Source organism: Streptomyces sp. NPDC008313, from assembly GCF_042956125.1.
In the GTDB taxonomy this organism is placed as follows: Bacteria; Actinomycetota; Actinomycetes; order Streptomycetales; family Streptomycetaceae; genus Streptomyces.
Map to the genome: position 1 here is coordinate 172,732 of NZ_JBIBFR010000010.1, position 23,882 is coordinate 196,613.

The 23,882-nt window shown below is 73.4% G+C and carries 18 protein-coding genes; 8 read left to right on the plus strand and 10 right to left on the minus strand.

What is annotated here, in order from left to right; genetic code table 11:
• The first annotated feature begins 286 nt into the window (after positions 1–286).
• Positions 287–919: a hypothetical protein gene (locus ACFY93_RS15795; protein ID WP_391358434.1), complete on the plus strand. Its 633-nt coding sequence runs from the start codon at positions 287–289 to the stop codon at positions 917–919.
• Between the two features lie 88 nt (positions 920–1,007).
• Here ACFY93_RS15795 and ACFY93_RS15800 read toward each other — a convergent pair whose 3' ends face one another.
• Entirely contained in the window at positions 1,008–3,251 is a 2,244-nt protein-coding gene (locus tag ACFY93_RS15800; protein ID WP_391358437.1) for a glycoside hydrolase family 9 protein, read from the minus strand.
• Between the two features lie 503 nt (positions 3,252–3,754).
• Here ACFY93_RS15800 and ACFY93_RS15805 point away from each other — a divergent pair.
• The 3 genes from ACFY93_RS15805 to ACFY93_RS15815 are packed head-to-tail and all read left to right on the plus strand — an operon-like array spanning position 3,755 to position 7,438.
• Positions 3,755–4,318 carry a 2Fe-2S iron-sulfur cluster-binding protein gene (locus ACFY93_RS15805; RefSeq protein WP_391358440.1) on the plus strand — a complete coding sequence of 188 codons (564 nt, stop codon included), beginning with the start codon at positions 3,755–3,757 and terminating at the stop codon, positions 4,316–4,318.
• Positions 4,315–5,307: an FAD binding domain-containing protein gene (locus ACFY93_RS15810; protein ID WP_391358443.1), complete on the plus strand. Its 993-nt coding sequence runs from the start codon at positions 4,315–4,317 to the stop codon at positions 5,305–5,307. Before ACFY93_RS15805 ends, ACFY93_RS15810 begins: the two co-directional genes overlap by 4 nt.
• Before the next feature lie 31 nt (positions 5,308–5,338).
• Positions 5,339–7,438: a molybdopterin cofactor-binding domain-containing protein gene (locus ACFY93_RS15815; protein ID WP_391358445.1), complete on the plus strand. Its 2,100-nt coding sequence runs from the start codon at positions 5,339–5,341 to the stop codon at positions 7,436–7,438.
• A 21-nt stretch (positions 7,439–7,459) separates the two neighbouring features.
• On the opposite strand, the gene ACFY93_RS15820 is transcribed toward ACFY93_RS15815, so the two are convergent.
• Positions 7,460–10,024, minus strand: coding sequence for a SpoIIE family protein phosphatase (locus tag ACFY93_RS15820; protein ID WP_391358447.1), 2,565 nt, complete (start codon positions 10,022–10,024; stop codon positions 7,460–7,462).
• 203 nt (positions 10,025–10,227) lie between these two features.
• On the opposite strand from ACFY93_RS15820, the gene ACFY93_RS15825 reads away from it, so the two are divergent.
• The gene (locus ACFY93_RS15825) at positions 10,228–11,562 is read left to right on the plus strand and encodes an MFS transporter (RefSeq protein ID WP_391358449.1); all 1,335 of its coding nucleotides are present in this window, start codon (positions 10,228–10,230) and stop codon (positions 11,560–11,562) included.
• 32 nt (positions 11,563–11,594) lie between these two features.
• Here ACFY93_RS15825 and ACFY93_RS15830 read toward each other — a convergent pair whose 3' ends face one another.
• The 5 genes from ACFY93_RS15830 to ACFY93_RS15850 all read right to left on the minus strand — a co-directional run bounded on the left by ACFY93_RS15830 (position 11,595) and on the right by ACFY93_RS15850 (position 17,869).
• On the minus strand, positions 11,595–13,838 hold the full coding sequence (locus ACFY93_RS15830) for an FUSC family protein (protein WP_391358452.1): 2,244 nt from the start codon (positions 13,836–13,838) through the stop codon (positions 11,595–11,597).
• 117 nt (positions 13,839–13,955) lie between these two features.
• Positions 13,956–14,786 carry an aldo/keto reductase gene (locus ACFY93_RS15835; protein ID WP_391358455.1) on the minus strand — a complete coding sequence of 277 codons (831 nt, stop codon included), beginning with the start codon at positions 14,784–14,786 and terminating at the stop codon, positions 13,956–13,958.
• A 98-nt stretch (positions 14,787–14,884) separates the two neighbouring features.
• Entirely contained in the window at positions 14,885–15,289 is a 405-nt protein-coding gene (locus ACFY93_RS15840; protein WP_391358458.1) for an ATP-binding protein, read from the minus strand.
• A 136-nt stretch (positions 15,290–15,425) separates the two neighbouring features.
• On the minus strand, positions 15,426–17,330 hold the full coding sequence (locus ACFY93_RS15845) for an AMP-binding protein (protein WP_391358461.1): 1,905 nt from the start codon (positions 17,328–17,330) through the stop codon (positions 15,426–15,428).
• Positions 17,331–17,638: 308 nt separating this feature from the next.
• Positions 17,639–17,869 carry a hypothetical protein gene (locus tag ACFY93_RS15850; protein WP_391358462.1) on the minus strand — a complete coding sequence of 77 codons (231 nt, stop codon included), beginning with the start codon at positions 17,867–17,869 and terminating at the stop codon, positions 17,639–17,641.
• 185 nt (positions 17,870–18,054) lie between these two features.
• Between ACFY93_RS15850 and ACFY93_RS15855 the strand changes: the two genes are divergently transcribed.
• Both ACFY93_RS15855 and ACFY93_RS15860 read left to right on the plus strand, forming a co-directional pair.
• Positions 18,055–18,441, plus strand: coding sequence for an FhaA domain-containing protein (locus ACFY93_RS15855; protein WP_391358465.1), 387 nt, complete (start codon positions 18,055–18,057; stop codon positions 18,439–18,441).
• A 102-nt stretch (positions 18,442–18,543) separates the two neighbouring features.
• The gene (locus ACFY93_RS15860) at positions 18,544–19,206 is read left to right on the plus strand and encodes a DUF6629 family protein (protein WP_391358467.1); all 663 of its coding nucleotides are present in this window, start codon (positions 18,544–18,546) and stop codon (positions 19,204–19,206) included.
• Positions 19,207–19,228: 22 nt separating this feature from the next.
• On the opposite strand, the gene ACFY93_RS15865 is transcribed toward ACFY93_RS15860, so the two are convergent.
• Together ACFY93_RS15865 and ACFY93_RS15870 are read right to left on the minus strand one after the other, a co-directional pair.
• Complete coding sequence (locus ACFY93_RS15865; protein ID WP_391358470.1) at positions 19,229–19,444, minus strand: DUF4177 domain-containing protein; 216 nt, start codon at positions 19,442–19,444, stop codon at positions 19,229–19,231.
• 434 nt (positions 19,445–19,878) lie between these two features.
• Entirely contained in the window at positions 19,879–20,235 is a 357-nt protein-coding gene (locus tag ACFY93_RS15870) for a hypothetical protein (RefSeq protein ID WP_391358471.1), read from the minus strand.
• Between the two features lie 129 nt (positions 20,236–20,364).
• On the opposite strand from ACFY93_RS15870, the gene ACFY93_RS15875 reads away from it, so the two are divergent.
• Positions 20,365–21,315 carry a hypothetical protein gene (locus ACFY93_RS15875; protein WP_391358473.1) on the plus strand — a complete coding sequence of 317 codons (951 nt, stop codon included), beginning with the start codon at positions 20,365–20,367 and terminating at the stop codon, positions 21,313–21,315.
• Positions 21,316–21,339: 24 nt separating this feature from the next.
• Here the strand turns inward: ACFY93_RS15875 and ACFY93_RS15880 are convergent, their stop codons facing one another.
• The gene (locus tag ACFY93_RS15880; protein WP_391358476.1) at positions 21,340–23,814 is read right to left on the minus strand and encodes a SpoIIE family protein phosphatase; all 2,475 of its coding nucleotides are present in this window, start codon (positions 23,812–23,814) and stop codon (positions 21,340–21,342) included.
• Positions 23,815–23,882 lie beyond the last annotated feature (68 nt).

Sequence of the window (23,882 nt, forward strand, 5' to 3'; positions counted from 1 at the left end):
GCGCGCCATCTGATTCTCAGGAGCACTCTCTTCCTCCTTACGGGGGCCGTGCGTGGGGGGATGTGGGGGGTGCGGGGATGTGGGTGGGGAGTCGGCTGAGAGCGCTCTCAGAATCCCGCTAGGTTGCGTACATGTCAACCAATCGGCCATGTCGCAAGGCCCGCGGCACCTCGCGGCCACCGCCGGCGCCCGGATGCCGGGCCCTCCATTCGGCCCGGCGCCGCTCGCGGGTCCCCCCGGCCGCGCGGAGCATGAGGGCGAGCCGACACGAAGGGGACGAGACTCCATGAGCGGACACAGGAACGCCCGGCGCGGACGGGCACGACGGCGCACCCGCGGAGGTCTCCTCCTCGTGGCCCTGCTCGGCGCGGTCACGCTCGTCGCGTGCGGCTCGGACGACGACGGCGGCGGTTCCTCCGCCAGTCCGCGGCCCACCGCACCCGACACCTCCTCCTTCTCGGGCACGCCTCCGTCCGGCCTGGAGTCGGCGGCCTCCTCCGCCGTCGGGTCCGCCCGCGCCTCGGCCTCCGCCGCGGCCTCCTCGGCGTCCGCCGCCGCGTCGTCCTTCGCCGCGTCGGTCTCGGCCGACACGGCACGCGCCGCGGCTGCCGCGGAGGCGGAACTGAAGAAGGTCGAGGGCCGGGGAAACGCCGTCTCGGACGTCTCCATGACGGGCCTGCCCAGGGAGAAGACCGGCGGACTGCTCGCGGTGCTCGTCACCATCACCAACAGGACCGACAGCAAGGCCTCCTACGCCGTGCAGGTCGACTTCGAGGACTCCGACGGCAAGGTGGTGGACACCCGCTTCCTCGGAGCACCCGGTCTCGCGCCGGGCAAGCGCGCCCAGCCGGTCGCCGTGAGCCGGGAGCCCGCCGGCTCCGACCTGACCCCGCGCCTGACCAAGGCCCAGCGCTACTGACACCGGGCGCCCCGGCAGGGATCCAGCCGGCCCACCCCCTCGGGGGCGGACCGGCCGGGCCGGGGCACCTCAGGACTGCCGGGGCGCCTCAGGACTGGTCGGCCACGAAGGACGCCATCCACGCGAGCGCCGCGTTCCAGTTGATCGCGGTCTCGTTGGTGGAGTACGACTGGATGTCGTCGATGTAGCAGAACTGGCCCACGCAGCCCTGCAGTTTCCCCTGGGCGAACGGGTCCTCCAGACCCGAGTTGGCGCCGCCGGCCAGGGTCCCCTTCGGCGGGTTCGGCAGCCCGGGGTCCAGCTCGTGGGCGTACCAGCGGCTGTGCTGGTTGTGCGAACCGACCTCGCCGTAACCGGTGACGTACGACTGGTTCAGCGCGTTGCGGCCCAGGATGTAGTCGATGCTCTCCACCGCGGCGTCGCGGTAGGCGCGCCTGCCGGTGATGTCGAAGGCGCTCGCGACGACCACGGCGTTGTCGAGGATCTGGCTGTTGGAGCCCCAGTCGTACCTGTTCCCGGGCTGGGCGTAGGGGATGGCGTACGGGTGCGCCTCGGCGGTGGCGAGGTAGGCGTCGGCGGCCTCGACGACGGAGGCGCGGACCTTGTCGCGGCCCGGCAGCCTGTTCGGCACGGTCGCGAGGTCCAGGCGGCCCAGGGCCGCGGTGCTGGCCCAGTCGAAGCCGACGCCGCCGAAGACGTCCGCGGTGTGCAGCGGCGAGGCGAGCAGGTGGTCGGCGTACCGCTTCTGTCCGGTGGTGAGGTACAGCTCGGCGGCCGCCCAGTAGAACTCGTCGGTCGCCTTGTCGTCGGCGTAGGCACCACCTCCGATCGCGTCGTCCGGGGACGGGTAGGTGTCCGGGTGGGCCACCGCCGCCGACCAGGCCGCCTCGGCGGCCTTCAGGGCCTTGTCGGCGAACTCGGCGTCGTAGTGCCGGTACACGCGGGCCGCCTGGGCCGCCGTCGCGGCCAGGTTGAGCGTCGCCTGAGTGGTGGGAGCGTGCAACTCGCGCTTCTCGGAGTCCAGTTGAGGCAGCAGCGGAAGGCCCGTCCACTTCGCGTCGTGGACCTTGCTGTGTGCCATTCCGGCGAGCGGCTCGCCCGCGGGTACCTGCATCCTCAGCAGGAACTCCAGCTCCCAGCGCGCCTCGTCGAGGATGTCCGGCACGCCGTTGGCGCTCTCCGGGATGGCCAGGGTGCCGTCACCGAGCGCGGACGGATGTCCGGTCCGCGCGTGCCGCGAACGCTCGTACTCGCTGAGCAGCTGCCAGGTCGAGATGCCGCCGTTGACGACGTACTTGCCGTGGTCGCCCGCGTCGTACCAGCCGCCGGTGACGTCGAGGGTGTAGTCGCACACCCCGGGCACGCACGGCACGTCGTCGTCGCCGGTGTTCGGCGCGACGTTCAGATGCCCGGCCGGGCGCGCGTACCCGGGACGCAGCGAGTCGAGGATCTCGATGCCGCTGCGCTGCGTGTAGTAGTACTTCAGCGAGTCGGTCCGCAGCGAGGCGTAGGCGTCCGCGCCGATGTCGAACGGGTGGCTCGTCTCCCCGTCGGCGACCAGCGTGAAGTCCTTGCCGTGCCGGTGGTAGGCGCCGAAGTCGATCGAGTGGACGTTCTGTCCGGAGGACGCGTCGAGCCCGCGCGGCAGCGACCGGCCGTGGGCGACCGTTCTGCCCCGGGCGTCCCTCAGCCGCCAGGGCAGCGGGCCGGTCGCGTCGGTGACCAGGGTCGCGTTCTTCGGCCCGCGCGGCAGATACCCGACCTGGTTCACGCGGACCCGGGGGCCCGTGTCCGGCTCGTACACCTCAGGCGGCACCCCGCCGAGCAGGGAGACGTCGTCGACGCAGAAGCGCCACGGGTCGGCGCTGCCGCCGAGCTGGAAGGCCACCTGCCCCTGCGTGGTGTCGACCGGGGAGGTGAAGGTGTACGAGTAGGTGTTGCCGGAGACGCTCATCTCCGGACTCACCTCGAAGTAGGTGTCGTACGGCTCCACCGACAGGCCGACGACGGCGCGCAGCACGTGGCCCCCGGGGTTGCCCGACGCGGTGAAGCCGAGCCGGTACGACTCGCCCTTGACCAGGGTGATGTCGTTCTGTCCGATCGCGGCGTCCCACCGGTTGACGGTGCCTCCGGGCACGTCCCCGCAGAGTTTGCCCTCGGACACGCCCGACGTCACGCCGGCGCTCGACCACCACGGCTCGCTGCCGGTGTCGAACGTGCCGTTCCTGACCTGTTCCACCTCGTCGGCGGCCGCCGGACCGGCCGGCAGTGCGGTCAGCGTCGCCGCGGCGAGCACCGCCACGAGTAATTCGCTGATTCGGCGTCTGATCACGTTCGGGCTCCTCGGGGGTGCGTCGGACGAGCAGAAGGGCGAGCGGGTGAGCGGGGACGAGCGGTCGGGCGGGGACGAGCGGGCGAGCCGGGGGCGGAGCGGGAGCCGGCGTGGTGGAGCGCCCCGCGCGGGGGGAGAACGCGCCCCGCGCGGGGGGGTACGGGGCCGGAGGGGCGCGAATGGGAGCGCTCCCAACCGACGGCAAGTCAGTGTTGTGGCACGAGTGACGACCTGTCAACGGTGCGGCCGCCGGACGCGGTGCGCCGATCGCGCGTCGCCGGGGAAGAGGCGTCGAGGTGTGAGCACCGCTCACAAGCGAGACCGCTGCTCACGCAAGGGCCCGCCCGGCTCGTCCCGTGACACCCGCCCCGTTCACCCCGCCCCCGCCCCTGACATGCCGGAAAGTGTGGACTGCCGCAGCCTGGATACGCGGGTCGTCGAAGCACGCCCCGTCCGACGCCAGAGCACCCGCCTCCGCCCCACGCCCCTTCCGGGAGGTCACCGTGGACCCCGCACCCGCGAGCGGCACCGCCACGTCACCCGATCGCCATCACTCCGAGGTGACGCTCCAGGTGAACGGGAAGCCGCACACCCTCACCCTCGACAACCGTTCCGCGCTCCTCGACGTGCTGCGCGAACAGCTCGGCCTCACCGGCGCCAAGAAGGGCTGCGACCACGGCCAGTGCGGAGCCTGCACGGTCCTGGTCGACGGACGCAGGGCCAACAGCTGCCTCCTGCCCGCCGTGGCCCTCGACGGCAGCGACATCACCACCGTCGAAGGGCTCCAGGGCGCCGACGGCGAGGAACTCCACCACCTCCAGCAGGCCTTCCTGGAGCGCGACGCCTTCCAGTGCGGCTACTGCACCCCGGGGCAGATCTGCAGCGCGGTCGGTGCCCTCGCCGAGGCCGCCGCCGGCCACCCCTCCCACGTCACCGACCCGGACACGCCCTCCGGACAGCCGGTGCCGCTGGGCCGGGAGGAGATCAAGGAACGGCTGAGCGGCAACCTCTGCCGCTGCGGCGCCTATCCGCACATCGTCGAGGCCGTCGAGGACGTGATCCGGTGAAACCCTTCGCCTACCTGCGCGCCGACAGCGTCGACCAGGCCACCGCCGCGTACGCGTCCCGGCCCGGTCCCCGCTACCTGGGCGGCGGCACCAACCTCATGGACCTGATGAAGCTCGGCGTCGAGCGGCCCGCCACCCTCATCGACGTCAGCCGGCTGCCCCTGGACGGGGTCGAGGAACAGCCCGACGGCTCCCTGCGCGTCGGGGCCACCGTGCGCAACAGCGACCTCGCGGCCCACCCGCTGGTCCGCGACCGCTACCCGGTGCTCTCCCAGGCCCTCCTGGCCGGGGCCTCCGGTCAGCTCCGCAACATCGCCACCACCGGCGGCAACCTGCTCCAGCGCACCCGCTGCCCCTACTTCCAGGACGTCCACAAACCCTGCAACAAGCGGGAGCCCGGCAGCGGCTGCGGCGCCAGGGACGGCGTCCACCGCGACCACGCGGTGCTAGGACACTCCGAGCAGTGCATCGCCACGAACCCCTCCGACATGTCCGTGGCGCTCGCCGCCCTCGACGCGCGGGTCGAACTGCGCGGCACGGACGGCGAACGCACCGTCCCCGCGGCCGAGTTCCACCGCCTGCCCGGCGACCGTCCGGAACAGGACACGCACATCCGCCCCGGCGAGCTCATCACCGGCGTGCTGCTCCCGGCCGCCACCGCCGGGCTGCCGTCCCTGTACCGCAAGGCCCGCGACCGCGCCTCGTACACCTTCGCGCTCGCCTCCGTGGCCGTCGTGCTGAGGACCGGCGAGGGCGTCGTCCAGCACGCGGGGATCGCTTTCGGCGGGCTGGCCCACCGGCCCTGGAGGGCCCTGCGAGCGGAAGAGGCGCTGCGCGGCGCCGCCCCCACCACGGCGGCCTTCGAGCACGCCCTCGACCTCGAACTGGCCGCCGCCCGCCCCCTGCGCGACAACGCCTACAAAGTGCCCCTGGCCCGCAATCTGGCCCTCGACGTACTGGGCCGGCTGGCACCGCCGCACGCGGACTGAACCGGCACCGATCATCAGGAGGACCCACTCCATGGCAGCCACCGAAACCGCCGTGGGCGCACCCGCCGAGCGCCGTGAGGGCCGGGACAAGGTCTCCGGCACCGCCCGCTACGCCGCCGAGTACCACGCACCCGGCCGCGCCCACGCCTGGCCCGTCGCCGCCACCGTCGCCCGCGGAACCGTCCGTGCCGTCGACGCCGGCGCGGCCCTCGCCGTGCCGGGCGTCGCCGCGGTCCTCACCCACGAGAACGCGCCCCGTCTCGCGGAGCCGGACGACCCGACGCTGGCCCTGCTGCAGAACGGCCGGGTGCCGCACCGCGGCTGGATCGTCGCCCTCGTCGTCGCCGACACCCTGGAGGCCGCCCGCGCCGGGGCCGCCGCAGTCCGCGTCGACTACGAGACCGAGGACCACGACGTCACGCTGACCGCGGCACACCCCGGCGCGTACGTCCCCGAGAAGGCCAACGGGGGATACCCGGCGCACCAGGAGAAGGGCGCCCCGGACGAGGCGTTCGCCTCCGCGGCCGTACGCGTCGACGTCGGATACCGGATCCCGCCGCTGCACAACCACCCGATGGAACCGCACACGTCCACCGCCCGCTGGGAGGGGGACCGGCTCGTCGTGCAGACCTCGTCCCAGGGCGCCACGACGGTGCGGGGTGTCCTGGCCGCGCTGTTCGGGACGCCGGAGGACCGGGTCACCGTCGTCGCCGAACACGTCGGCGGCGGGTTCGGGTCGAAGGGCACGCCCCGGCCCGACGTGGTGCTCGCCGCGATGGCCGCCAGGGTGACCGGCCGGCCCGTCACGCTCGCGCTGCCCCGGCGCCTTCTGCCCGCCACCGTCGGCCATCGCGCGCCCACCCTGCACCGGCTGCGACTGGGTGCCGGGGCGGACGGCACGCTCGGCTCCGTCATTCACGAGGTCACCACGCACACCTCACGCGTCAAGGAGTTCGTCGAGCAGGCGGCCACGCCCGCGCGGGTCATGTACGGGACACCGCACCTGCGGACCAGCCACCGGGTGGTGCCGCTGGACGTGCCCAGCCCGTCCTGGATGCGCGCGCCCGGGGAGGCGCCGGGCATGTACGCGCTGGAGTCGGCCATGGACGAACTCGCCTTCGAACTCGGCATGGACCCGGTCGAGTTGAGGATCCTCAACGACCCGGACGCCGAACCGGAGAGCGGGAAGCCCTTCAGCAGCCGGCACCTGGCCGAGTGCCTGCGGGACGGCGCCCGCCGGTTCGGCTGGGAGCGCCGCGATCCCCGGCCGCGCTCCCGCCGGGCGGGTCCCCTGCTGATCGGGACGGGCGTGGCGGCCGCCACCTACCCCGTCCTGGTCGTCCCGTCCACCGCGACCGCGCAGGCCCTGCCCGACGGGACCTTCGTCGTGCGGATCAACGCGACGGACATCGGCACCGGGGCCCGTACGGTCCTCGCGCAGGTCGCCGCCGACGCGCTCGGCGTCCCGCTGGAGCGGGTCCGCAGCGAGGTGGGAAACAGCGATCTGCCGGCAGCCCCGCTGGCCGGCGGTTCCTCGGGCAGCGCCTCCTGGGGCTGGGCGGTCCACGAGGCGTGCGCGCGGCTGGCCGCCGTCCTCGCCCGGCACACCGGGGCGCTCCCGGCCGACGGGATCACCGCGAGCGCCGACACGGCGGGGACCGCCGACGCCGAGAGTGCCTACGCCCGGCACGCGTTCGGCGCGCACTTCGCCGAGGTGACCGTCGACACCGTCACCGGAGAGGTACGGGCCGCCCGCCTCCTCGGCGTCTTCGCGGCGGGCCGCATCCTCAACGCACGGACAGCGCGCTCCCAGTTCATCGGCGGCATGACGATGGGGCTCGGCATGGCACTCACCGAGGGCAGCACCATGGACGCCGCGTTCGGCGACTTCACCGAGTGCGACCTGGCGTCCTACCACGTCCCCGCGCACGCCGACGTCCCCGCGGCCGAGGCCCACTGGATCGACGAGGAGGACCCGCACCTCAACCCGATGGGCAGCAAGGGCATCGGGGAGATCGGCATCGTCGGTACGGCCGCCGCCGTCGGAAACGCCGTCCACCACGCCACGGGCGTACGGCTGCGTGAACTGCCGCTGACCCCGGACCGGGTACTCACCGCGCTGGCCGGCTGACGGACCGCCCGTGCCGCGCGGTCAGCCAAGGCCCCGGCCGCCGCGGCGGGTGGTGAGCAGCAGCGCGATGTCGTCGGGGCGGTCGCCGGTGTGCCGGGCCGTCGCGGTCAGCCGGTCCGCGACCCCCGCGAGTGAACGGCCGCCCGGACGGCTGGCGAGGGAACCGGCCTTGGCGAGTGCCACCCGCAGGGCGGTGATGCCGTCGTCGATGTCGATGCCCGGCCGCTCGACCAGCCCGTCCGTGTACAGGGCCAGGATGGCGCCGGGCTCCAGCTCCAGCTCCGTCACCGGGTACTCGGCCTCGGGGTCCACCCCGAGCACCACCCCGCCGGGCAGGTGGAGGATGTGGGTGCGGCCGTCCGGATACCGCATGAGCGGCGGCGGGTGGCCCGCGCGTGCCGCCCGGGCCACGCCGGTCACGGGATCCAGCCGGATGTAGCAGCAGCTGGCGAACTGGCCCGGGTCGAGGCCGATCAGCAGACGGTTGGTGAGGCTCATCACCTCGTCGGGCGGATGGTCTCCGAGCGTGAACGCCCGCACCGCGCTGCGCAGCTGCCCCATGGTGGCGGCGGCCTGGACGCCGTGGCCCTGGACGTCGCCGATGACCAGGGCCAGACCGTCGCCCGCCTCGACGACGTCGTACCAGTCGCCGCCGACCTCCATCCCCTGGGTGCCCGACAGATAGCGCCCCGCCGTGTCCACCTGCGGGTGCGCCGACAGCCGGTGCGGCAGCAGCGCCTCCTGCAGTCCCCGCGCCAGGGCCGCCTCGGTGTCGTAGCGCTGGGCCCGTTCCAGAGCCTGGGCGATCAGTCCGGCGAGCGCGGTGAGCGCGGTGCGTTCCTCCTGGCTGAAGTCGCGGGGCCGGTCGAAGCCGAGGATGCAGGAGCCGACCGGGCGTCCGGAGGCGATCAGCGGCAGGAAGGCGCGGGCCCCCGTCGTCGCGTCCAGCGCGATGCCCGGGTACTCGGTCTCCAGCTGCTGCATCGACTCGAAGAACAGGGGCCGGCCGCGGGTGAGGGTCTCGACACCCGGGATGTGGGCGTCGAGACCCACCCCGTCGAAGGGCGCGAGGAACCCCGGCGGGAAACCGGTCTCCCACGCCAGGTAGAGATGCCGCTCCTGGAGGAGGTAGATGGCCAGTTGCCGTCCGCCGAACGCGGGCAGCAGCTCGCGCATCACGACCGCCGAGACCTGCTGAGCGGTGACCGCCTCGGTCAGCGCGATGGCGAGGACGATGGGCCGGTACAGCGGCGACGTCGACGCGATGCTGCTCGTGTCGTCCTCGCCCGCGGCCGGAAGCGCACGAAGGAGAGCCGGGTCCGTCGGCGGGGCCTCGGCCGTCGTGTCCACGACCCGGCCCACGGGGGCGACCTTGCAGGTCAGCAGGTCGGGGCCGGGGTACACGGAGAGGGTGAGACCCCCGCTGTCGCGCCGGCCCCGCGTGTCCTCGGCGCCCGCGCGCGGGTCCTCCAGCTGGAAGTGCACCGGGTCCGCGGAGAGCATGGCGCCGCGCAGATGGTCCTCGTAGCCCGTCCCGACCAGCCACGGCACGGCCTCCCACAGGGCGCGTCCCACCAGCCGGTCGGGTGTGCTGCCGAGCAGCCGGGCGGCGCACGGGTTCACATAGGTGACCGTCCCCATCCGGTCGAGGCCGAACACACCCTCCGGGAGCAGATCCGCGGCCGCCTCCGCGGAGACACCGGGGCCCGGATCGAGGACCACCCCGCTCACCGGGTGGGCCTCGGGCCGGGGCGCGGGCGCCGCGTTGGCCGTCCAGAAGTCCATCAGACGCATACCGCCGTCGGCGGCACGCACCTGCAGCGGCTTGGGCGGCGGGCGTCCCGCCGCCGTGTCCCGCAGCGCCCGGACGACCTGATGGGCGTCCCCGGGGGCCACGGCCGCCGCGAGACTCTCCGGGCTCCGGCCGAACTCGTCCGGCGCCATGCCCAGCAGACCGCACAGGCCGTTGTCGGCGATGACGGTGGCCGATATCGGGTCCCAGGTGAAGCGGCCGATGCGGCCCGACGGCGGCGGCCCCACGGCCACCGGGCGCACACAGAGCGGCTCGGCGTCCCAGCGGACGGCGGGCCCACCGTCGCCCGCCGACTCCTCCAGCTCCAGCAGGGCGCTCCCGAGGTCCTCCGCGAGCTGCGTCATCCGGTCACGGTCGGGCAGCACCTCGGTGGCGTCCGTGACCGCCGGACGCAGCACCGTGAGCACCCCGAACGTCGTCGTCCCGCCCACCACCGGGATGTACATCGAACCGAACCGGAACGGCAGTCCCGCGGCGAGCTGCGGATAGCGGCGCATCGTCTCCGTGGCGTCGGCGAGCACCACCGGAACACCGAGCCGGTAGGAGTCCGCGACGGGGAACGGATGCTCCATGTGCAGCCGCCACCAGGGGCGGAACAGGGGCCCGGGCAGTCCGGAGAGCACCGCGAGCCGCAGCATCCCGGGCGCGCTGGAGCGCAGGTAGACACCTCCCGCGTAGCCGTCGGCCTCGCGAATCGCGTTCGTCGCGGCCTCGGCCAGCAGGGCGTCCAGCCGTCCGGGAGACGACGTCTCGCGTTCGGCGCTCCCAGTCATCGGTCTGTCCTCGTCGCACGCCGCCAGGTCGGGTAACACAGCAAGAATGCGCCACCAAGCCACCTGACCGCACCCGGACGGCATGGAATTTCTCGCCGCGGGGTCCCTCGGCGCCACCGCGCCCGCAGGCCTCGGGGCGCGTGGACCCGAGGCGGTGCGACCGCCCGTGCGTCCATCGGCGATAGTGGCTCCCTTGCCGAAAGATGTACCGAGCACTCAGGACGACGGTGGACACGAGCGAGAACAGCACCGACAGCGGCGTCGAGCCAAAGAAGGAGACACCGGGCCCGGCGCGGCCCGGCGGCGGATGGCGCCGGTGGACCATGGACACCCGCCCGCTGCGCCGCCCCGCCTACCGGCGCCTGTGGTCCTCCACCATCGTCACGGCCGTCGGCAGCCAGTTCACCGCCGTCGCCGTGCCCAAGCAGATCTACGACATCACCGGCTCCTCGGCCTGGGTCGGCTACGCGAGCCTCGCCGGACTGCTGCCGCTGGTCGTCTTCGCCCTGTGGGGCGGCGCCGTCGCCGACAGCGTGGACCGCCGCAGGCTGCTGCTGATCACCAACACCGGGATCGCCGTCACCTCGCTGCTCTTCTGGGCCCAGGCCGTCACCGGCCTCGGCTCGGTCTGGGTGCTGATGCTGCTGCTCGCCCTCCAGCAGGCGTTCTTCGGCCTGAACTCCCCGGCCCGCAACGCCTCCATCGCCCGGCTCGTCCCGGCGGAGGAACTCGCCGCGGCCAACGCGCTCGGCTCGACCGTCATGCAGACCGGCCTGGTGGCCGGGCCGCTGCTCGCCGGCGCGCTGATACCCGTCATCGGCCTGCCGGAGCTCTACCTCGTCGACGCCGTCGCCCTCTGCGTCACCGTGTGGGCGGTCTTCCGGCTGCCCGCGCTGCCGCCCCTGACGGCCGCGCCGTCCGGGCGGCGGGCCGGCCTGCGCGAGGTCGCGGCCGGGTTCCGCTACATGTCGACGCACAAGGTGCTGCTGCTGTCCTTCCTCGCCGACATCATCGCGATGGTCTTCGGCATGCCCCGCGCCCTGTTCCCGGAGCTCGCCTCGCGGACGTACGGCGCGTACGGCGAGGGACTCGCCCTGGGACTGCTGTTCGCGGCGATCCCCGTAGGCGCCATGCTCGGCGGGCTGCTGTCGGGCACGTTCTCCCGGGCCCGCCGCCATGGGCTGATGGTCATCGCCTCGGTGATCGCCTGGGGCGTCGCCGTCACGGGGTTCGGGCTGAGCGACAGCCTGTGGGTGGCGGTCGCGTTCCTCGCCGCCGCCGGAGTCGCCGACATGGTGTCCATGGTCTTCCGCGGGGCGATCCTGCTGTCCGCGGCCACGGACGACATGCGCGGCCGTATGCAGGGCGTGTTCACCGTGGTCGTCGCCGGCGGGCCGCGGCTCGCCGACGTCCTGCACGGCACGGCCGGTTCCGTCGTCGGCTCCCGCGTGGCCGTCGCGGGCGGCGGCCTGCTGGTCGTCGCCGGCACCCTCGTCCTGGCCGCCGCGACCCCGGCGCTGCGCGGCTACCGCACCTGACGCCGCCCCCCGGCGCCCGGCGTGCGGTGGTGTCACCGTGTGCCCGTGCGCTCCGGGGACTTCGGGCGCGAGGCCACGGTGACGCCGAGAGGACGCGCGAGCCCCACGACCTGCTCGTCCAGACGCTGCAGATGACGCAGCACGCGGTGGGTGATGCTGCCGTGGCGCACCTCCCGGGAACCGCCGGCCTCCAGCATGGAGGCGATGCTGGCGCCCGTCTCCAGCGCGCTGACGGCATCCTCGTCCTGGACGTGCGCGACGAGCACGCCGATGTTGTGGGCGATGCGCCTGCCCGCGGCCCGCAGCCGGGGGTCGGCGGCGATGGTCCTGCTGTACGGGACCAGCTCCGCGGTCGCCGCCAGGGAACGGGCGTGGTACGCGCACGTCTCCAGCAGCGCCACCACGTAGCGGGCGGTCTGCCGCCGGGCACGCAGCGGAGTGATCGGATGCGTCAGCGGCTTCGTCGAGGACCGTAGATCGTCCAGCGCCGTGTCGAGGTCGCGCGCCTTGTCCAGCAGATCGGCCGCCGGGCCGCCGCTGAGCTGCTCCACCGCCGCCGCCGTGACGTCGGACAACCGCATCAGCACCGTGGCGAGCAGCTCGTCCGTGCGGCGGTCCGTGTGCACGGGCAGGACCACGGCCGCGGCGATGATGCCGCACACCGCGCCGAGGGCGGTCTCCTCCACACGCAAAACCAGCACCGAGAAGCTGTAGGTGTTGAGCAGCGTGTACAGCAGTCCCAGCATCGCCGTGACGAAGAACGACATCAGGGCGTACGACAGCGGCGCGGTGAAGAACATCGCGAAGATGAACACCAGGACCAGGCCGAACGCGGTCCACGTGTGGTTGCCGACGACTCCCGCCAGGGCGACACCGGCGACGACACCGAGGACCGTGCCGAGCAGCCGCCGGTAGCCCTTGACGAGGATCTCGCCGGTGGACGACGTGTTCAGGAAGACCACCCAGCAGGTCAGCACCGCCCAGTACCAGCGCTGGCTGGACAGGAACTCGCCGCCGACGATGGCCAGCGCCGACCCCACCGACACCTGGACCGCCGCCCGGGTCGTGGGCCGTTCCAGCCCCGTACGGTCCTCCTCGGGCTCGTCCTCCTCCGCGCCGGCGATGGCGATGTCCTCGGCGTCCAGCTCCTCGCGGGAGCGGGTCGTCGCGGGCGTGTCGTCGGACTCGTCCTGCGGGCCGTCCAGGGCGAGGCGCAGTCCGAGGACGGCGCGCGCGGCCTCGCCGATACCGCGGAAGACGTCCTGCACGGCCATCGAGGCCTGCGGCAGATTGTCCTCGTCGCGGTAGCCGAGCAGCCGGTTGCGCACGTGGGCGACCGCCGTGCCCCCGCCGTCGGCGACCGGCCGGGACACGAGCAGCCGCAGTGCCGTCAGGTCGCGGCGCAGCGTGGCGGTGATGTCGTCGTGGGCGCGGAGCCTGCCGCCCGCCGGGGGCACCGGAGCGTTGGGCAGGTGCAGGGTCAGCGTGTCGGCCCGCTCGGCGCTGCGGGCGTTGAGCAGCAGGACGCCGAGCCGTTCGGCGGCGATCTCGGCGTCGGCGATGCGCCGCTGCACCAGCGCCGCCGTGGCGCTGTCCCGGGTTCCCTCCTCCAGCCTGTTCTGGATCATCAGGGCCGTCTCGTGCAGGCGGGCGGTGCGCCGCCGCACGTCCTCCAGCACCTTCTCCAGCTGCTCGGGTTCCGCGTCCAGCAGTTTCGTGTACACGGACACCAGCTGGGCCATCCGTACCCTGAAGGCCCCGCGCAGCCGCCCCAGCAGCCGTTCCGGGGTGTCCGGGACGGCGGCGAAGCGCACCACGGCGCTCGCGGCGAACGCCACGGCCAGGGTTCCGTACATCGGCGGCAGCCCGGACACGGAGGCGCCGACGAACAGTGAGACGAAGTAGACCTGGAACCCGATCAGTCCCAGGGCGGTGCCCCGGTCGCCGAAGCGGCGGCTGTAGACGGCGGCGAAGATCAGCGCGATGAAGAACAGGTCGCCCGCGACGACATGGCTGTGCAGCAGGGCGCCGAGCGACATGGCGACGAGAGCGACGGGAAACCCGCAGGCGAGGGTGACGGCCTGCGGGCGCCGCTCCTTCTCCCTGATCGCGAACGTGGCGACCATGGCCGTCATGGCACCGGCCACCAGACGGGTCACGCCGACGCCCAGGCTTCCGAGCACGACCAGGGTCAGCGCGATCGCGCCCACGGTCCGCAGCCCGGCCATGAGCCGCAGCAGCCCCGGATCGGAGGCCGCGAAACGGTCCCAGGTCATGGACCGGCCCGGCCGTTTCGCTGTCCTCACTCCGCCGTGCACCCCTGTTCGATCATGGTCCGTCCACCCAGCATGGCACGTCCCGTGGCTCCGCCGGGATCGGGTGCGGCGCCGGGGTCAGAACTCCTCGTGGCGCTCCGGGTCGCCGCCGATGCGCCGCTTCGGGCGGTCGGAGATGACCGCGAGCTCTCCGGGAGTCAGCTCGAAGTCGAAGACGGACAGGTTCTGGCGCTGGCGGCCGGCGTCGGACGACTTGGGGATCGGTACCGCGCCGAGCTGGGTGTGCCAGCGCAGGACCACCTGGCCGGGCGTCACGCCGTGGGCGTCGGCGATGGTCGCGAGATCGGGGTCGTCGAGCAGCCCGGAGCCGCCTCCCAGCGGGCTCCAGCTCTCCGTGACGATGCCCTTGCCGGCGTGGTAGGCCCGCAACTCGTCCTGCGGGAAGTCCGGATGGAGCTCGACCTGGTTGACGGCGGGCAGGACCCCGGTCTCCTTCTCCAGCCGCTCGATGTGTCCGGGGGTGAAGTTCGAGACGCCGATGGACCGGACGAGGCCGTCCTCGCGCAGCTTGATCATCGCCTTCCAGGAGTCGACGTACCTGTCGACGCGCGGCAGCGGCCAGTGGATGAGGTAGAGGTCCACGTGGTCGAGCCCCAGCCGCCGCCGGGACTCCTCGAAGGAGGCCAGCGTCTCCTCGTACCCGTGGTGCCGGCCCGGCAGCTTCGTCGTGACGACGACCTCGTGGCGGGGCACGCCGCTGCGGGCGATGCCCCGGCCCGTACCCGTCTCGTCGCGGTAGTTGGTGGCCGTGTCGACCAGCCGGTAGCCGAGTTCGAGGGCCCGGGAGACGGAGCGCTCCGCCTCGGCGTCGTCCATCGGGTAGGTGCCCAGGCCGAGGGCGGGGATCGTCGTGTCGTCGTTGAGTCCGTGCGTCGGGGTGCCGGTCACGGTCGCCTCTCTTCACTCGTCGTACGCCGAGCCCATTATGTCCATGAATGCCCGAACGGGGGACTGTGTGGGCGCGGGGGCCGGGCGCGGCGGGCGTGTCAGTCGGAGCCGTGCTCCCGATGGTGCGCGGCCGGCCGGAAGCAGGCGGTGACGGTCTTCCCGTGCCGCTGGCAGTACGTGTCCCAACTGTCCGCGAGCGAGCGCACGATGTTGATGCCACGCCCCGAGACGGCTCCGCTCGCCGGGCTCTTGGGCGTCGGCAGCGACGGGTCCTCGTCGTGGACGCTCACATGCAGGCAGTGCCCGTCCCAGGTCAGCATCAGACGGGCGTCGCTGCGGGCGTGCAGATGGGCGTTGGTCAGCAGCTCGGACACCGCGAGGACGATCGAGTCCACCGTCTCCGGCTCCTCGGCCGTCCACGGCAGGGACGACAACTGGCGGCGCGTCCACTCTCTGCCCGCCCGCACGCCGCCCGACATGGGGAACGAATGGGCCCACCCCATCGCGCTGACAGGCACTGTCACCCTCCGATGCCGTCGTCCGTGATCCGTCGGTCGCCGGACGGACGGCCGTGCAGCCGTCCGTCGCCGACAGCAGCCGGGTACCCGGCGAGACGCCCGGCAGACCCGAGGACGCCGGTCAGCCGAAGACGCTGTCCGACTCCTCCCACAGCGAGGGGTCCTGAGGCGGATACGATTTCGAGGCCCGCGGGGACGACTGGTACATGGCGTCGATCTCGACGGCGAACCGCTCGGCGATGGCGTCCCTGCGCAGCTTCATCGAGGGCGTCAGCAGGCCGCCCGCCAGATCGAAGGGCTCCGGCAGCACCCGGAACACCCGGATCGACTCGGAGCGCGACACCGTGCTGTTGGCCGCGGCGACCCCCCGTGCGATCTCCTCCCGCAGCGCGTTCTCCTCACGCGCCGCCCGGGCCGGCGTGTCCCCCTGCAGCGCGCGGGCGGTACGCCAGTGGGCGAGGAAGTCGGGGTCCAGGGTGATCAGCGCGCCCACGCAGGGACGGTTGTCGCCCACCACCACCGCCTGATGGACCAGTGGATGGACCCGCAGACGCTCTTCCAGGGCGGCGGGGTCCACACTCTTGCCGCCGCTCGTGACGATGATGTCCTTCTTGCGGCCCGTGATGGTCAGATAGCCCTCGGAGTCGAGCCGGCCGAGGTCTCCGGTGGCCAGCCAGCCGTTGCGCAGCGAAGCCTCGGTGGCCCGGCGGTCGTTGATGTACCCCTGGAAGACGGACGGCCCGCGCACCAGGATCTCGTCGTCCTCGGCGACGCGTACCTCCGTGCCCGGCAGCGGGCGGCCGACCGTGCCGAACTTCTCCCGCCCCACCGGCTGCGCCGTGATACCGCCGCCCGTCTCGGTCAGCCCGTACCCGTCGTGCAGCGGGATCCCGATCCCCGAGTAGAAGAGCGCGAGTTGACGGTTGAGCGGCGAGCCGCCCGATCCCGCGCCGCAGATCCTTCCGCCCAGGGCGGAGCGCAGCCTGCGGTACACCGCCTTCTCGTACAGGGCGTGCTGCAGCCGCAGATCGAGGCCGGGCCCCGGCCCCGCACCGAGCCGCTGTCGCTCCACGGCCGCGGCGAAGTCCCGTGCCGTACCGACGGCCCGCTCGAACAGGGCGCCTCGGCCCGCCTGTTGGGCCGCACGGAGGAAGTTCTTGTAGAGCCTCTCGAAGACGGACGGCACGGCGTACAGGTACGTCGGGCGGAACGACAGCAGGGACTCGGCGAGGGCCTCCGTGCGGAGTTCGGGTTCGTGCCCCAGCAGCATTCCGCCGCGCAGGCAGAGTTGCTGGATCATGAGGCCGTACACGTGCGAGAACGGCAGGAAGGCGAGGATGGCCGGCTGCTCACCGGGCGGCGCGGCCGTCTGCCGCCACCCCGCGAGCAGCGTGTCGCAGGGGCTCGCCAGGCCGCGGTGGGAGAGCGCGCAGCCCCGGGGGTGGCCGGTCGTGCCCGACGTGTAGGCGACGACCGCGGTGGAGTCCGGCAGCACGATCCGGCGCAGCGAGTCGACGGCCGCCTCCGGCACCGCCCGGCCGCGCTCGGCCAGTTGGGTCAGGGAACCCGAGTCCAGCTGCCAGACGTGGCGCATGCGCGGCAGCGACGCGCAGGCCGAGCCGACCGTCATGATGCCTTCCTCGTCCTCCACCACGACGCCCACGCAGTCGGCGTCGGAGAGGATCCAGGCGACCTGCTCGTGCGAGGACGTGGGGTAGATCGGGACGATCTCGGCGCCCACCGACCAGAGCGCCAGACTGAGCGCGGTCCACTCGGGGCTGGTGCGCGCCATGACGGCCACGCGGTTGCCCGGCTGGATGCCGGAGGCGACGAGCCCGCGGGCGAGGCCGACCACCTCGTCGCGCAACTCGGCCGCGGTCACCGGGGTCCAGGCCGTGCCCGCGCCCGTGGAGCGCCGGGCGATCTGCGGCAGGCCGGGGTCACGGCGCGCCGTGTCGAAGAGAGCGTCGGCGAGTCCTCCCTGCGTCGAGGGCACGCCGGGGAGAGAAACGTCGTACCGGTGCATGCGCCGCTCCAGACATCACCTCAACGTGAACCTCGCCGGGAATCACGGGAATCGAGAGATCTCGAATCTAGCCGACCCCGGTGCGGAGCGGGGGCGAAGTCCGTGCGCGGTCCGGCCCGTTTCCGATCCGTTGTCCGGGGCGATGCCAGGGCGATGTCCGGGCCGTTGTCCGGGGCGCGGCCGGCCCGGGCCGCTCCGCGTCCGTGAGGATCACGCGCGGGGCGTCACGCGGGGACGCGGGCATACGGAGGCCCGGGAACGGGGCGCTGCCGTTCCCGGGAGAAGGGACGGGGCGGGGCGTGGAGCGGTCAGCCGCCCTGCCCGTCCGGCGGGCGGGAGCCCGGGGCCACGATCTCGTCCAGCACCCTGCGCACGGTCTCGAAGGCGCATCCCCGTACCGAGGCCTCCTGCGCCCCGCCCGGATCGCCCTCCCCCAGCTCGTCGCTGCGGGCCCGCCACGCCCTCTCCTCCCGCACGGCGAAGGCCCGGGCGCGCTGGATGCGCCGCAACAGCTCATCGGAGTCCACGACGTCGGTCATACCGGCCGGGTACCCGGTCCGGACGCTTCGATGGCCCGCGGGCACGGCTTTCGGCCCGCCGTGCGGGACGCGTCGACCGCCGCCGACAGGGCACCCGCTTCCACGGGCGCCATCGCCCGACGCACGAAGAGGCACGAAGACGTAGGAAGACCGACCGGGGGCGGACGAAGGAGGAGATCCGGGCCGTGAGCACACTCACCGACTGGGAGCGAGCGCTGGAGGACTTCGGAAAGGGGCTGCTGGCACAGGTCAGGAACAAGGAACCGGTCGAGATCGTCGAAGCCCTGAGGCAGGAGTGCGACCGCCACGCCGTGGTGTGCAGCGAGAGCCGCGTCGTGGTCCCCAACGCCTACGACGTCGAGCTGGCCGAGTCCGTCCACGACGAACTCGGCCGCAGCCGCGGCCACGTCGGCCAGGTGCTCGCCGACAGCCTGGTGCGGCACGGGGAGCGCCACGACTACGAGTGGGCGGGGCCCCTCACGGTGCACGTCACCAAGGGCGACCGGGTGCCGAACGGCCGCTACCGGGTGGCGAGCAGCGTGATGCCGCACGTACGCGCCGATGCCTTCTGACCGGCGCACAGCGCCCCGGCGGGCCGGCTGCGCCATGCCCGGCAGGGCCGCACCGGCGCCGGGGAGCGGACCGGCACCGTCGTGCGACGGAGGGTGACCCGCATGTGCTGGAGTGCGCAGGCCGATCTGGTAGCGGGCGCCGCCGTGACCGCCGCGGGCGTGGCCTGTGTCGCCCGGGCCCGTGACCGCCGCGACGTTCCGCTCGCCGCGCTGCCCGTGCTGCTCGGCGCGCACCAGTTGGTGGAGGCGGCCGTCTGGCACGCGGGAGGCGGCCGCGGGCCCGCCACACTCCTGTGGACGGTGATCGCGCTGCCCCTGCTCGCCCTGTGGGTGCCGGCCGCCGTGATGTGCGCGGCACCCCGGCACGCCCGCCGCCGCCTGGCGGTGCCGCTCGCGGCCGGGGCGGCGACCGCGACGCTGCTCACCTGGGGACTCTCCACCCGCCCGGTGACCGCCGAGATCCGCGGGCACACCGTCGGCTACGCCATCGACGTGCCGTACGCGCAGGCGGCGATCGCCGGCTATCTCCTGGCCACGATCGGCTCGCTGCTGCTGGCCGGTGACCGCCGGCTGGTGCTGCTCGGCGTCCTGCTCGGCGTGGGCGCGCTGATCTGCTGGGCCCTGTGGCGTCTGGAGTTCGTCTCGACCTGGTGCGCGGTCGCGGCGCTGTGCTCGGTGGTCCTGTACGGCTGGACGCGCCGGGCCGACGACGGGCGGGGCAGCGGGCCCCGCCGGACCGACGCGCCCGCACACGCGGGCCGTTGACCCGGACGGCGCCGCCGCCGCGTCAGCCGCGAGGGCGTTCGAAGGTGATCAGCAGTCCCTCGACGGCGCCGGGGCCGATCCGGCCCTTCACGTCGGCGGAGGTGATCGCCTTGAGCGCCCAGCCGTCCTCGGCGTGCTTGTTGAGCAGCTTCTCCAGCTTTCCGCTGTCCAGGGCGTCACCGACCAGCGACTCCCGGAAGGTGACGACCTTGTACTCGTAGGTGGGGACAGTGCTCATGGCTGAAACGCTCCCGTTGCCGGATCGGACGGACGGGCACAGCCAATCACCGATCGGCGCCCGCGACCAGGGGCGGACGGGCTGGACGACCGGTCGTGGGCGCGGGTCAGCGGACGCCGGAGGCGACGGTTTCGGCCGATGAGGCAAGGAGACCGAAAAAACCTGTGTTCCGGCAGGCATGGGTTCCCCGAAGGGGGGCACCAGCACTTCCAAGCAGCTCGAGGGAGCCCTCCCCCCCCCCGGCACCCCCGAGCCCACAGCCCCGCCGCGGTCCAACCCCCCCCGAGACCGCCGGCGGGGCTGCTTTCTGCCCGGCGGCCCCGGCCGCCCGTGGACGCGTACGCCCGCTGACCGCGCGGAGACCGCGCGGAGCAGGCCGCCGACCATGCGGAGCGGCCCGCCGACCGGCCGGTGGACCGGCGGGGGAGCGGGACTCAGGACTCCTCGTCCGCCTGCGACAGACGCAGCGCGAGGTTCTGGAGGAGTTCGGCCGTCGTGATGTCGGTCCGTCCGGCGTCGTGCACCTCGGCGAGCTCGGAGAACAGGAACGCGAAGGCGCCGACGAGGGAGATGGTGGCCGGGAGGTAGGCGTCCGCGACGGCCTGCCCGGCCTCGGCGGGGCCGGCGTCCGCGGGCACCTCCACGGACGGGAAGACCTCCGTCACGAGCGAGCCGAGCTGGCTCTCGCCCGTGTCGATGTCGGAGCTCTCCTCCCGGGCGATCCTGCGTGTCATCGCGTTCGTCTCGGTCAGCACACCGATGGCTCGCAGAATGATCTCCGTGTGTTCCATGCCGAGAGCCTAATCCGGTCGATCAAGTCGCCGACGGGTGACCGGCGGCAACGCCGCGGACGCGCGTGATCCGGTAACGATCAGGCTGTACACCTTGTGCGACGGGGTGTCACTCATAGCATTCGGCCCATGCCCTTCCTCTCCAGCCGCCGCAACAAGGCACGCCTCGCCCCGGAGCTCGACGACGGGGAGCTGGGCAAAGTGCTGAAGTCCCTGCGGAGGACGGTCGGGTCGGGCCCGGTCGCCCCGACGGACGCGCGCGTGAGCGAACTCGCCCGGTTCATGGAGGCGCACCCCGCGGACTGGGACCGCCGCGCGCACCGCCTGTCCGTACTGGCCGACCAGCTGTCGGGGTCCCGGCTGCCGGCCGCCTGGGCGTCGCGCGACCCGCGGGACGCGACCGCGCTGGTCCTCGACGCCTGGTCCGCGCTGGTCCGGGGCCGTGCCGAGGGGGCGATGGAGGACGCCTCGTCCACGGCCAAGCAGTGCGTGCTCGCGGCGGAGCTGGCACCGGAGGACCCCGCGCCGTGGGTGGTCCTGCTCGGTGTGGCCCGCGTGGAGCGCTACCGGCAGTCCGACGTCTTCGGCCTGTGGAACGAGATCCTGGCGCGGGACCGCTGGCACCGCGAGGCGTACCTCGGCATGCTCGGCTACCTCTCGCCCGAGGAGGCCGGATCGCGCGTGCAGGTCCTCGACTTCGTCGACTCCGTACGCGCCCGGATGCCCGCGAACGCGCCGTGCGCGGCGGTCGAACTCACCGCCCAGGTGCGCCAGTACCACGCACTGATGACCCGGGGCGGCGTGGAGCCCATGGTCGCCCGCAACCACTGGACCGGAGCGCCGGCCACCGAGGCACTCGACCGGGTCTGGCACACCTGGCCGCAGCAGGCGTTCTTCCATCACGCGGGCGCCCTCGCCGACCTGAACCTGCTGGCCTACGCCCTGACCGCCGCCGACCGGCGCCAGCAGGCCGTCCCCGCCTTCGAGGCGCTCGGCAACACCGTCACCGCATGGCCCTGGAACCACGACGGTCCGGCCCTGACCGAGTTCGAGAGCGCCCGGGGCCGCCCGGCGATCTGACCCGGCCCCGGCCGCGCGGGCGCCTCAGGACACCCGGATGCCGACGATGCAGGTGTCGTCGTCGGTGTCCGACCGGCTGTACGTGAGCAGCCGGTCCAGATGGTGGTCCAGGGTCGAGGGAGCCGAGCGCGCGGTGGTCAGCAGCTGGGCCAGCGACTCCTCCACCGAACGGTCACGGCGCTCGATCAGGCCGTCCGTGTACATCAACAGGGTGTCGTCGGCCGCCAGCTGGACCTCGTCCTCCTCGTACGCGGCCTCGGGCACCGCCCCCAGCAGCATCCCCTTGACCAGCGGCAGCGCGCTCGCCTCCGCGTCGCGCACCAGGACCGGCGGCAGATGGCCGGCCCTCGCCCAGCGCAGCGTGCGCAGCTGAGGGTCGTACAGCCCGCAGACCGCCGTCGCGGTGACCGCGCCCGTCAGATGGTGCGCCACGATGTTGAGCCAGGACAGCAGCTGCCCGGGGCCCGCACCGGTCACCGCGAGACCCCGCAGCGCGTTGCGCAGGACGACCATGCTGGTCGCCGCCTCTATCCCGTGACCGGCCACGTCACCCACGCACAGCAGGACCAGACCGGACGGCAGGACCACGGCGTCGTACCAGTCGCCGCCGACCAGCTGCTCGGTCTCCGCCGGACGGTAGCGGACGGCCACCTCCAGGCGGGGGGCCTCCAGCGGAGCCCGCGTCGGGGGCATGATCGCGTGCTGCAACTGCAGGGTCAGCCGGGCCCGTTCATGGGCCTGCTGCTCGGTGTGGGCGAGCTGGTCGCGCGTGGCCGCCAGCGCGACCTCCGTCCAGTGCTGGGAGGAGATGTCCTGGCACGCACCGCGCACGGCGAACAGCCGGCTGTCCGCGTCGAGCACCGGTTCGGCGACGACACGGATGTGCCGGGTCACGCCGTCCGGGCGCAGCAGCCGGAAGGCGGCCGTGGCCGGACGGCGCTGGTGCAGCACCGTCCGCAGGAACCGGCCGATCATGACCGCGTCGTCCGGGTGGGCGTGCGCGGCCAGCTCCTCCAGCGGGACCGGGGCGCTGGACTGCGGACGCCCGTAGAGGCTGAACAGGGTGTCGTTCCAGGTGATCTCGCCGGTGAGGAGGTTCTCCTCGAAGCCGCCGACCCTGCCGAGCCGCTGTGCGTGCTGCAGCAGACTGGCGAGCCGGGCTGTCTCGTCCTCGATCCGCCAGATCAGCAGGACACTGTCGCCGTGCCGGCTGACGTTGATGTCGGCGACCGCAGCCACGGGCACCTGGTCGATCAGCGCCGTCAGGTCCATCCGGTGCGCCCGGAACGGCTCCCCGGTGGCGTAGACCCGTTCGACGCTCGAGAAGAGGTCGCCCTGCCCGGCCGCCATCGGGTACGCCTCCAGCAGCAGCGCCCCCTGGACGATGCCGCGCGGCCGGCCCGCCGGATCGAGGAACCGGCTGTTGACGTGGTGGATGCGGAAGTCGGCGAGCTGACCGTCGGCGGACAGGTGCGGCACGAGCACCAGTGCCGGATCGTGCAGCCCGTCGACGAGGTCGACCAGTTCCGAGACGTCGGCCGTGACCCGCGGTGTGCCCGTGTACGGGCCGTCGGCGGGCAGCGTGTGCGTCTCCAGGGTGTGCGCGCACAGCTCGGCCAGCGCCTCCACCTGGCGGACGACCTGCGGCGACTGCGGCTCCAGCGGGGAGGGCCAGGCGATCTCCAGGACGCCGTGCACGCGGCCGCCGGTCCCGGCGGGGACGGCGACCCGTCCGCCGTCGCGGTGCTGACCGTGGCCGATGGACGGGATGCCCGCGTCCGCCATCGAGCGGGTCCACTGCACGGCACGGCCGGACAGCGCGCGCCGCGCGACGGTGGCCACCCCCGGCGGCACATATCGCCAGCGTCCGGCCTCCGCCGCGGGGAAACCGGCGCTGCCCGCCAGGGTCAGCGAACCGTCCGCCCCCGCCGCCCAGATGGCCACCGCCACCGCCCCGAGCGGGGTGAGGGCGTGCTGCAGCAGGGAGTCGGCCACGGACTGGGTGTCGTCGGCGGCCAGGGCCCCGCTCTCGGCCTCCCGCAGACGCACGGCGGACGAGCCGTCCGAGCCGTCCTCGGAGCTCTCCGGCCGGCTGGTCGCGGCCAGGAAGGCCGTGGTCACCTCGGACAGCCGGTCGCGCGCCGCCTGGTTGATGACCTCGACGGCGAACTCGAGCGGAGTGACCTTCGACTGTTCCGCCAGTTCGGCGAGCTGGCGGGCCGCCTGTACGGGCCCGCAGTGCAGCCGCTCGATCAGGATGCCCTTGGCCAGTTCGACCAGGGCGCGCCCGTCGGCCTCGGCCTGGGCGGCCCTCACCTCGTTGCGCAGCCGCTCCACGGTGGCCGCGAGCCGGCCCACCGCCGACGTCGCCGCGGCGTCGGTGTCGGTATCGGTGTCCGTGCCGTCACCGTCCACGCCCGCGTCCGTGGCGCTCGGGCCGGCCGCGCCGGCCGGCGGATCGACGGCGGGCTGCTCACCGGGCTGCTCGGGAGTACTCACTGTGCGGTTGCTCCTCGGCTGGTACGCCCGAAGGCGCGGGGGAGAAGGGGCGGTGCCGAAGGGCGCCC

Bases quoted from the DNA above. Each gene is read 5' to 3' on its own strand.
- ACFY93_RS15795 (WP_391358434.1), top strand. From the start codon at position 287: ATGAGCGGACACAGGAACGCCCGGCGCGGACGGGCACGACGGCGCACC.
- ACFY93_RS15815 (WP_391358445.1), top strand. From the start codon at position 5,339: ATGGCAGCCACCGAAACCGCCGTGGGCGCACCCGCCGAGCGCCGTGAG.
- ACFY93_RS15820 (WP_391358447.1), bottom strand. From the start codon at position 10,024: ATGACTGGGAGCGCCGAACGCGAGACGTCGTCTCCCGGACGGCTGGAC.
- ACFY93_RS15825 (WP_391358449.1), top strand. From the start codon at position 10,228: ATGTACCGAGCACTCAGGACGACGGTGGACACGAGCGAGAACAGCACC.
- ACFY93_RS15830 (WP_391358452.1), bottom strand. From the start codon at position 13,838: ATGACCTGGGACCGTTTCGCGGCCTCCGATCCGGGGCTGCTGCGGCTC.
- ACFY93_RS15840 (WP_391358458.1), bottom strand. From the start codon at position 15,289: ATGGGGTGGGCCCATTCGTTCCCCATGTCGGGCGGCGTGCGGGCGGGC.
- ACFY93_RS15845 (WP_391358461.1), bottom strand. From the start codon at position 17,330: ATGCACCGGTACGACGTTTCTCTCCCCGGCGTGCCCTCGACGCAGGGA.
- ACFY93_RS15850 (WP_391358462.1), bottom strand. From the start codon at position 17,869: ATGACCGACGTCGTGGACTCCGATGAGCTGTTGCGGCGCATCCAGCGC.
- ACFY93_RS15860 (WP_391358467.1), top strand. From the start codon at position 18,544: ATGTGCTGGAGTGCGCAGGCCGATCTGGTAGCGGGCGCCGCCGTGACC.
- ACFY93_RS15865 (WP_391358470.1), bottom strand. From the start codon at position 19,444: ATGAGCACTGTCCCCACCTACGAGTACAAGGTCGTCACCTTCCGGGAG.
- ACFY93_RS15870 (WP_391358471.1), bottom strand. From the start codon at position 20,235: ATGGAACACACGGAGATCATTCTGCGAGCCATCGGTGTGCTGACCGAG.
- ACFY93_RS15875 (WP_391358473.1), top strand. From the start codon at position 20,365: ATGCCCTTCCTCTCCAGCCGCCGCAACAAGGCACGCCTCGCCCCGGAG.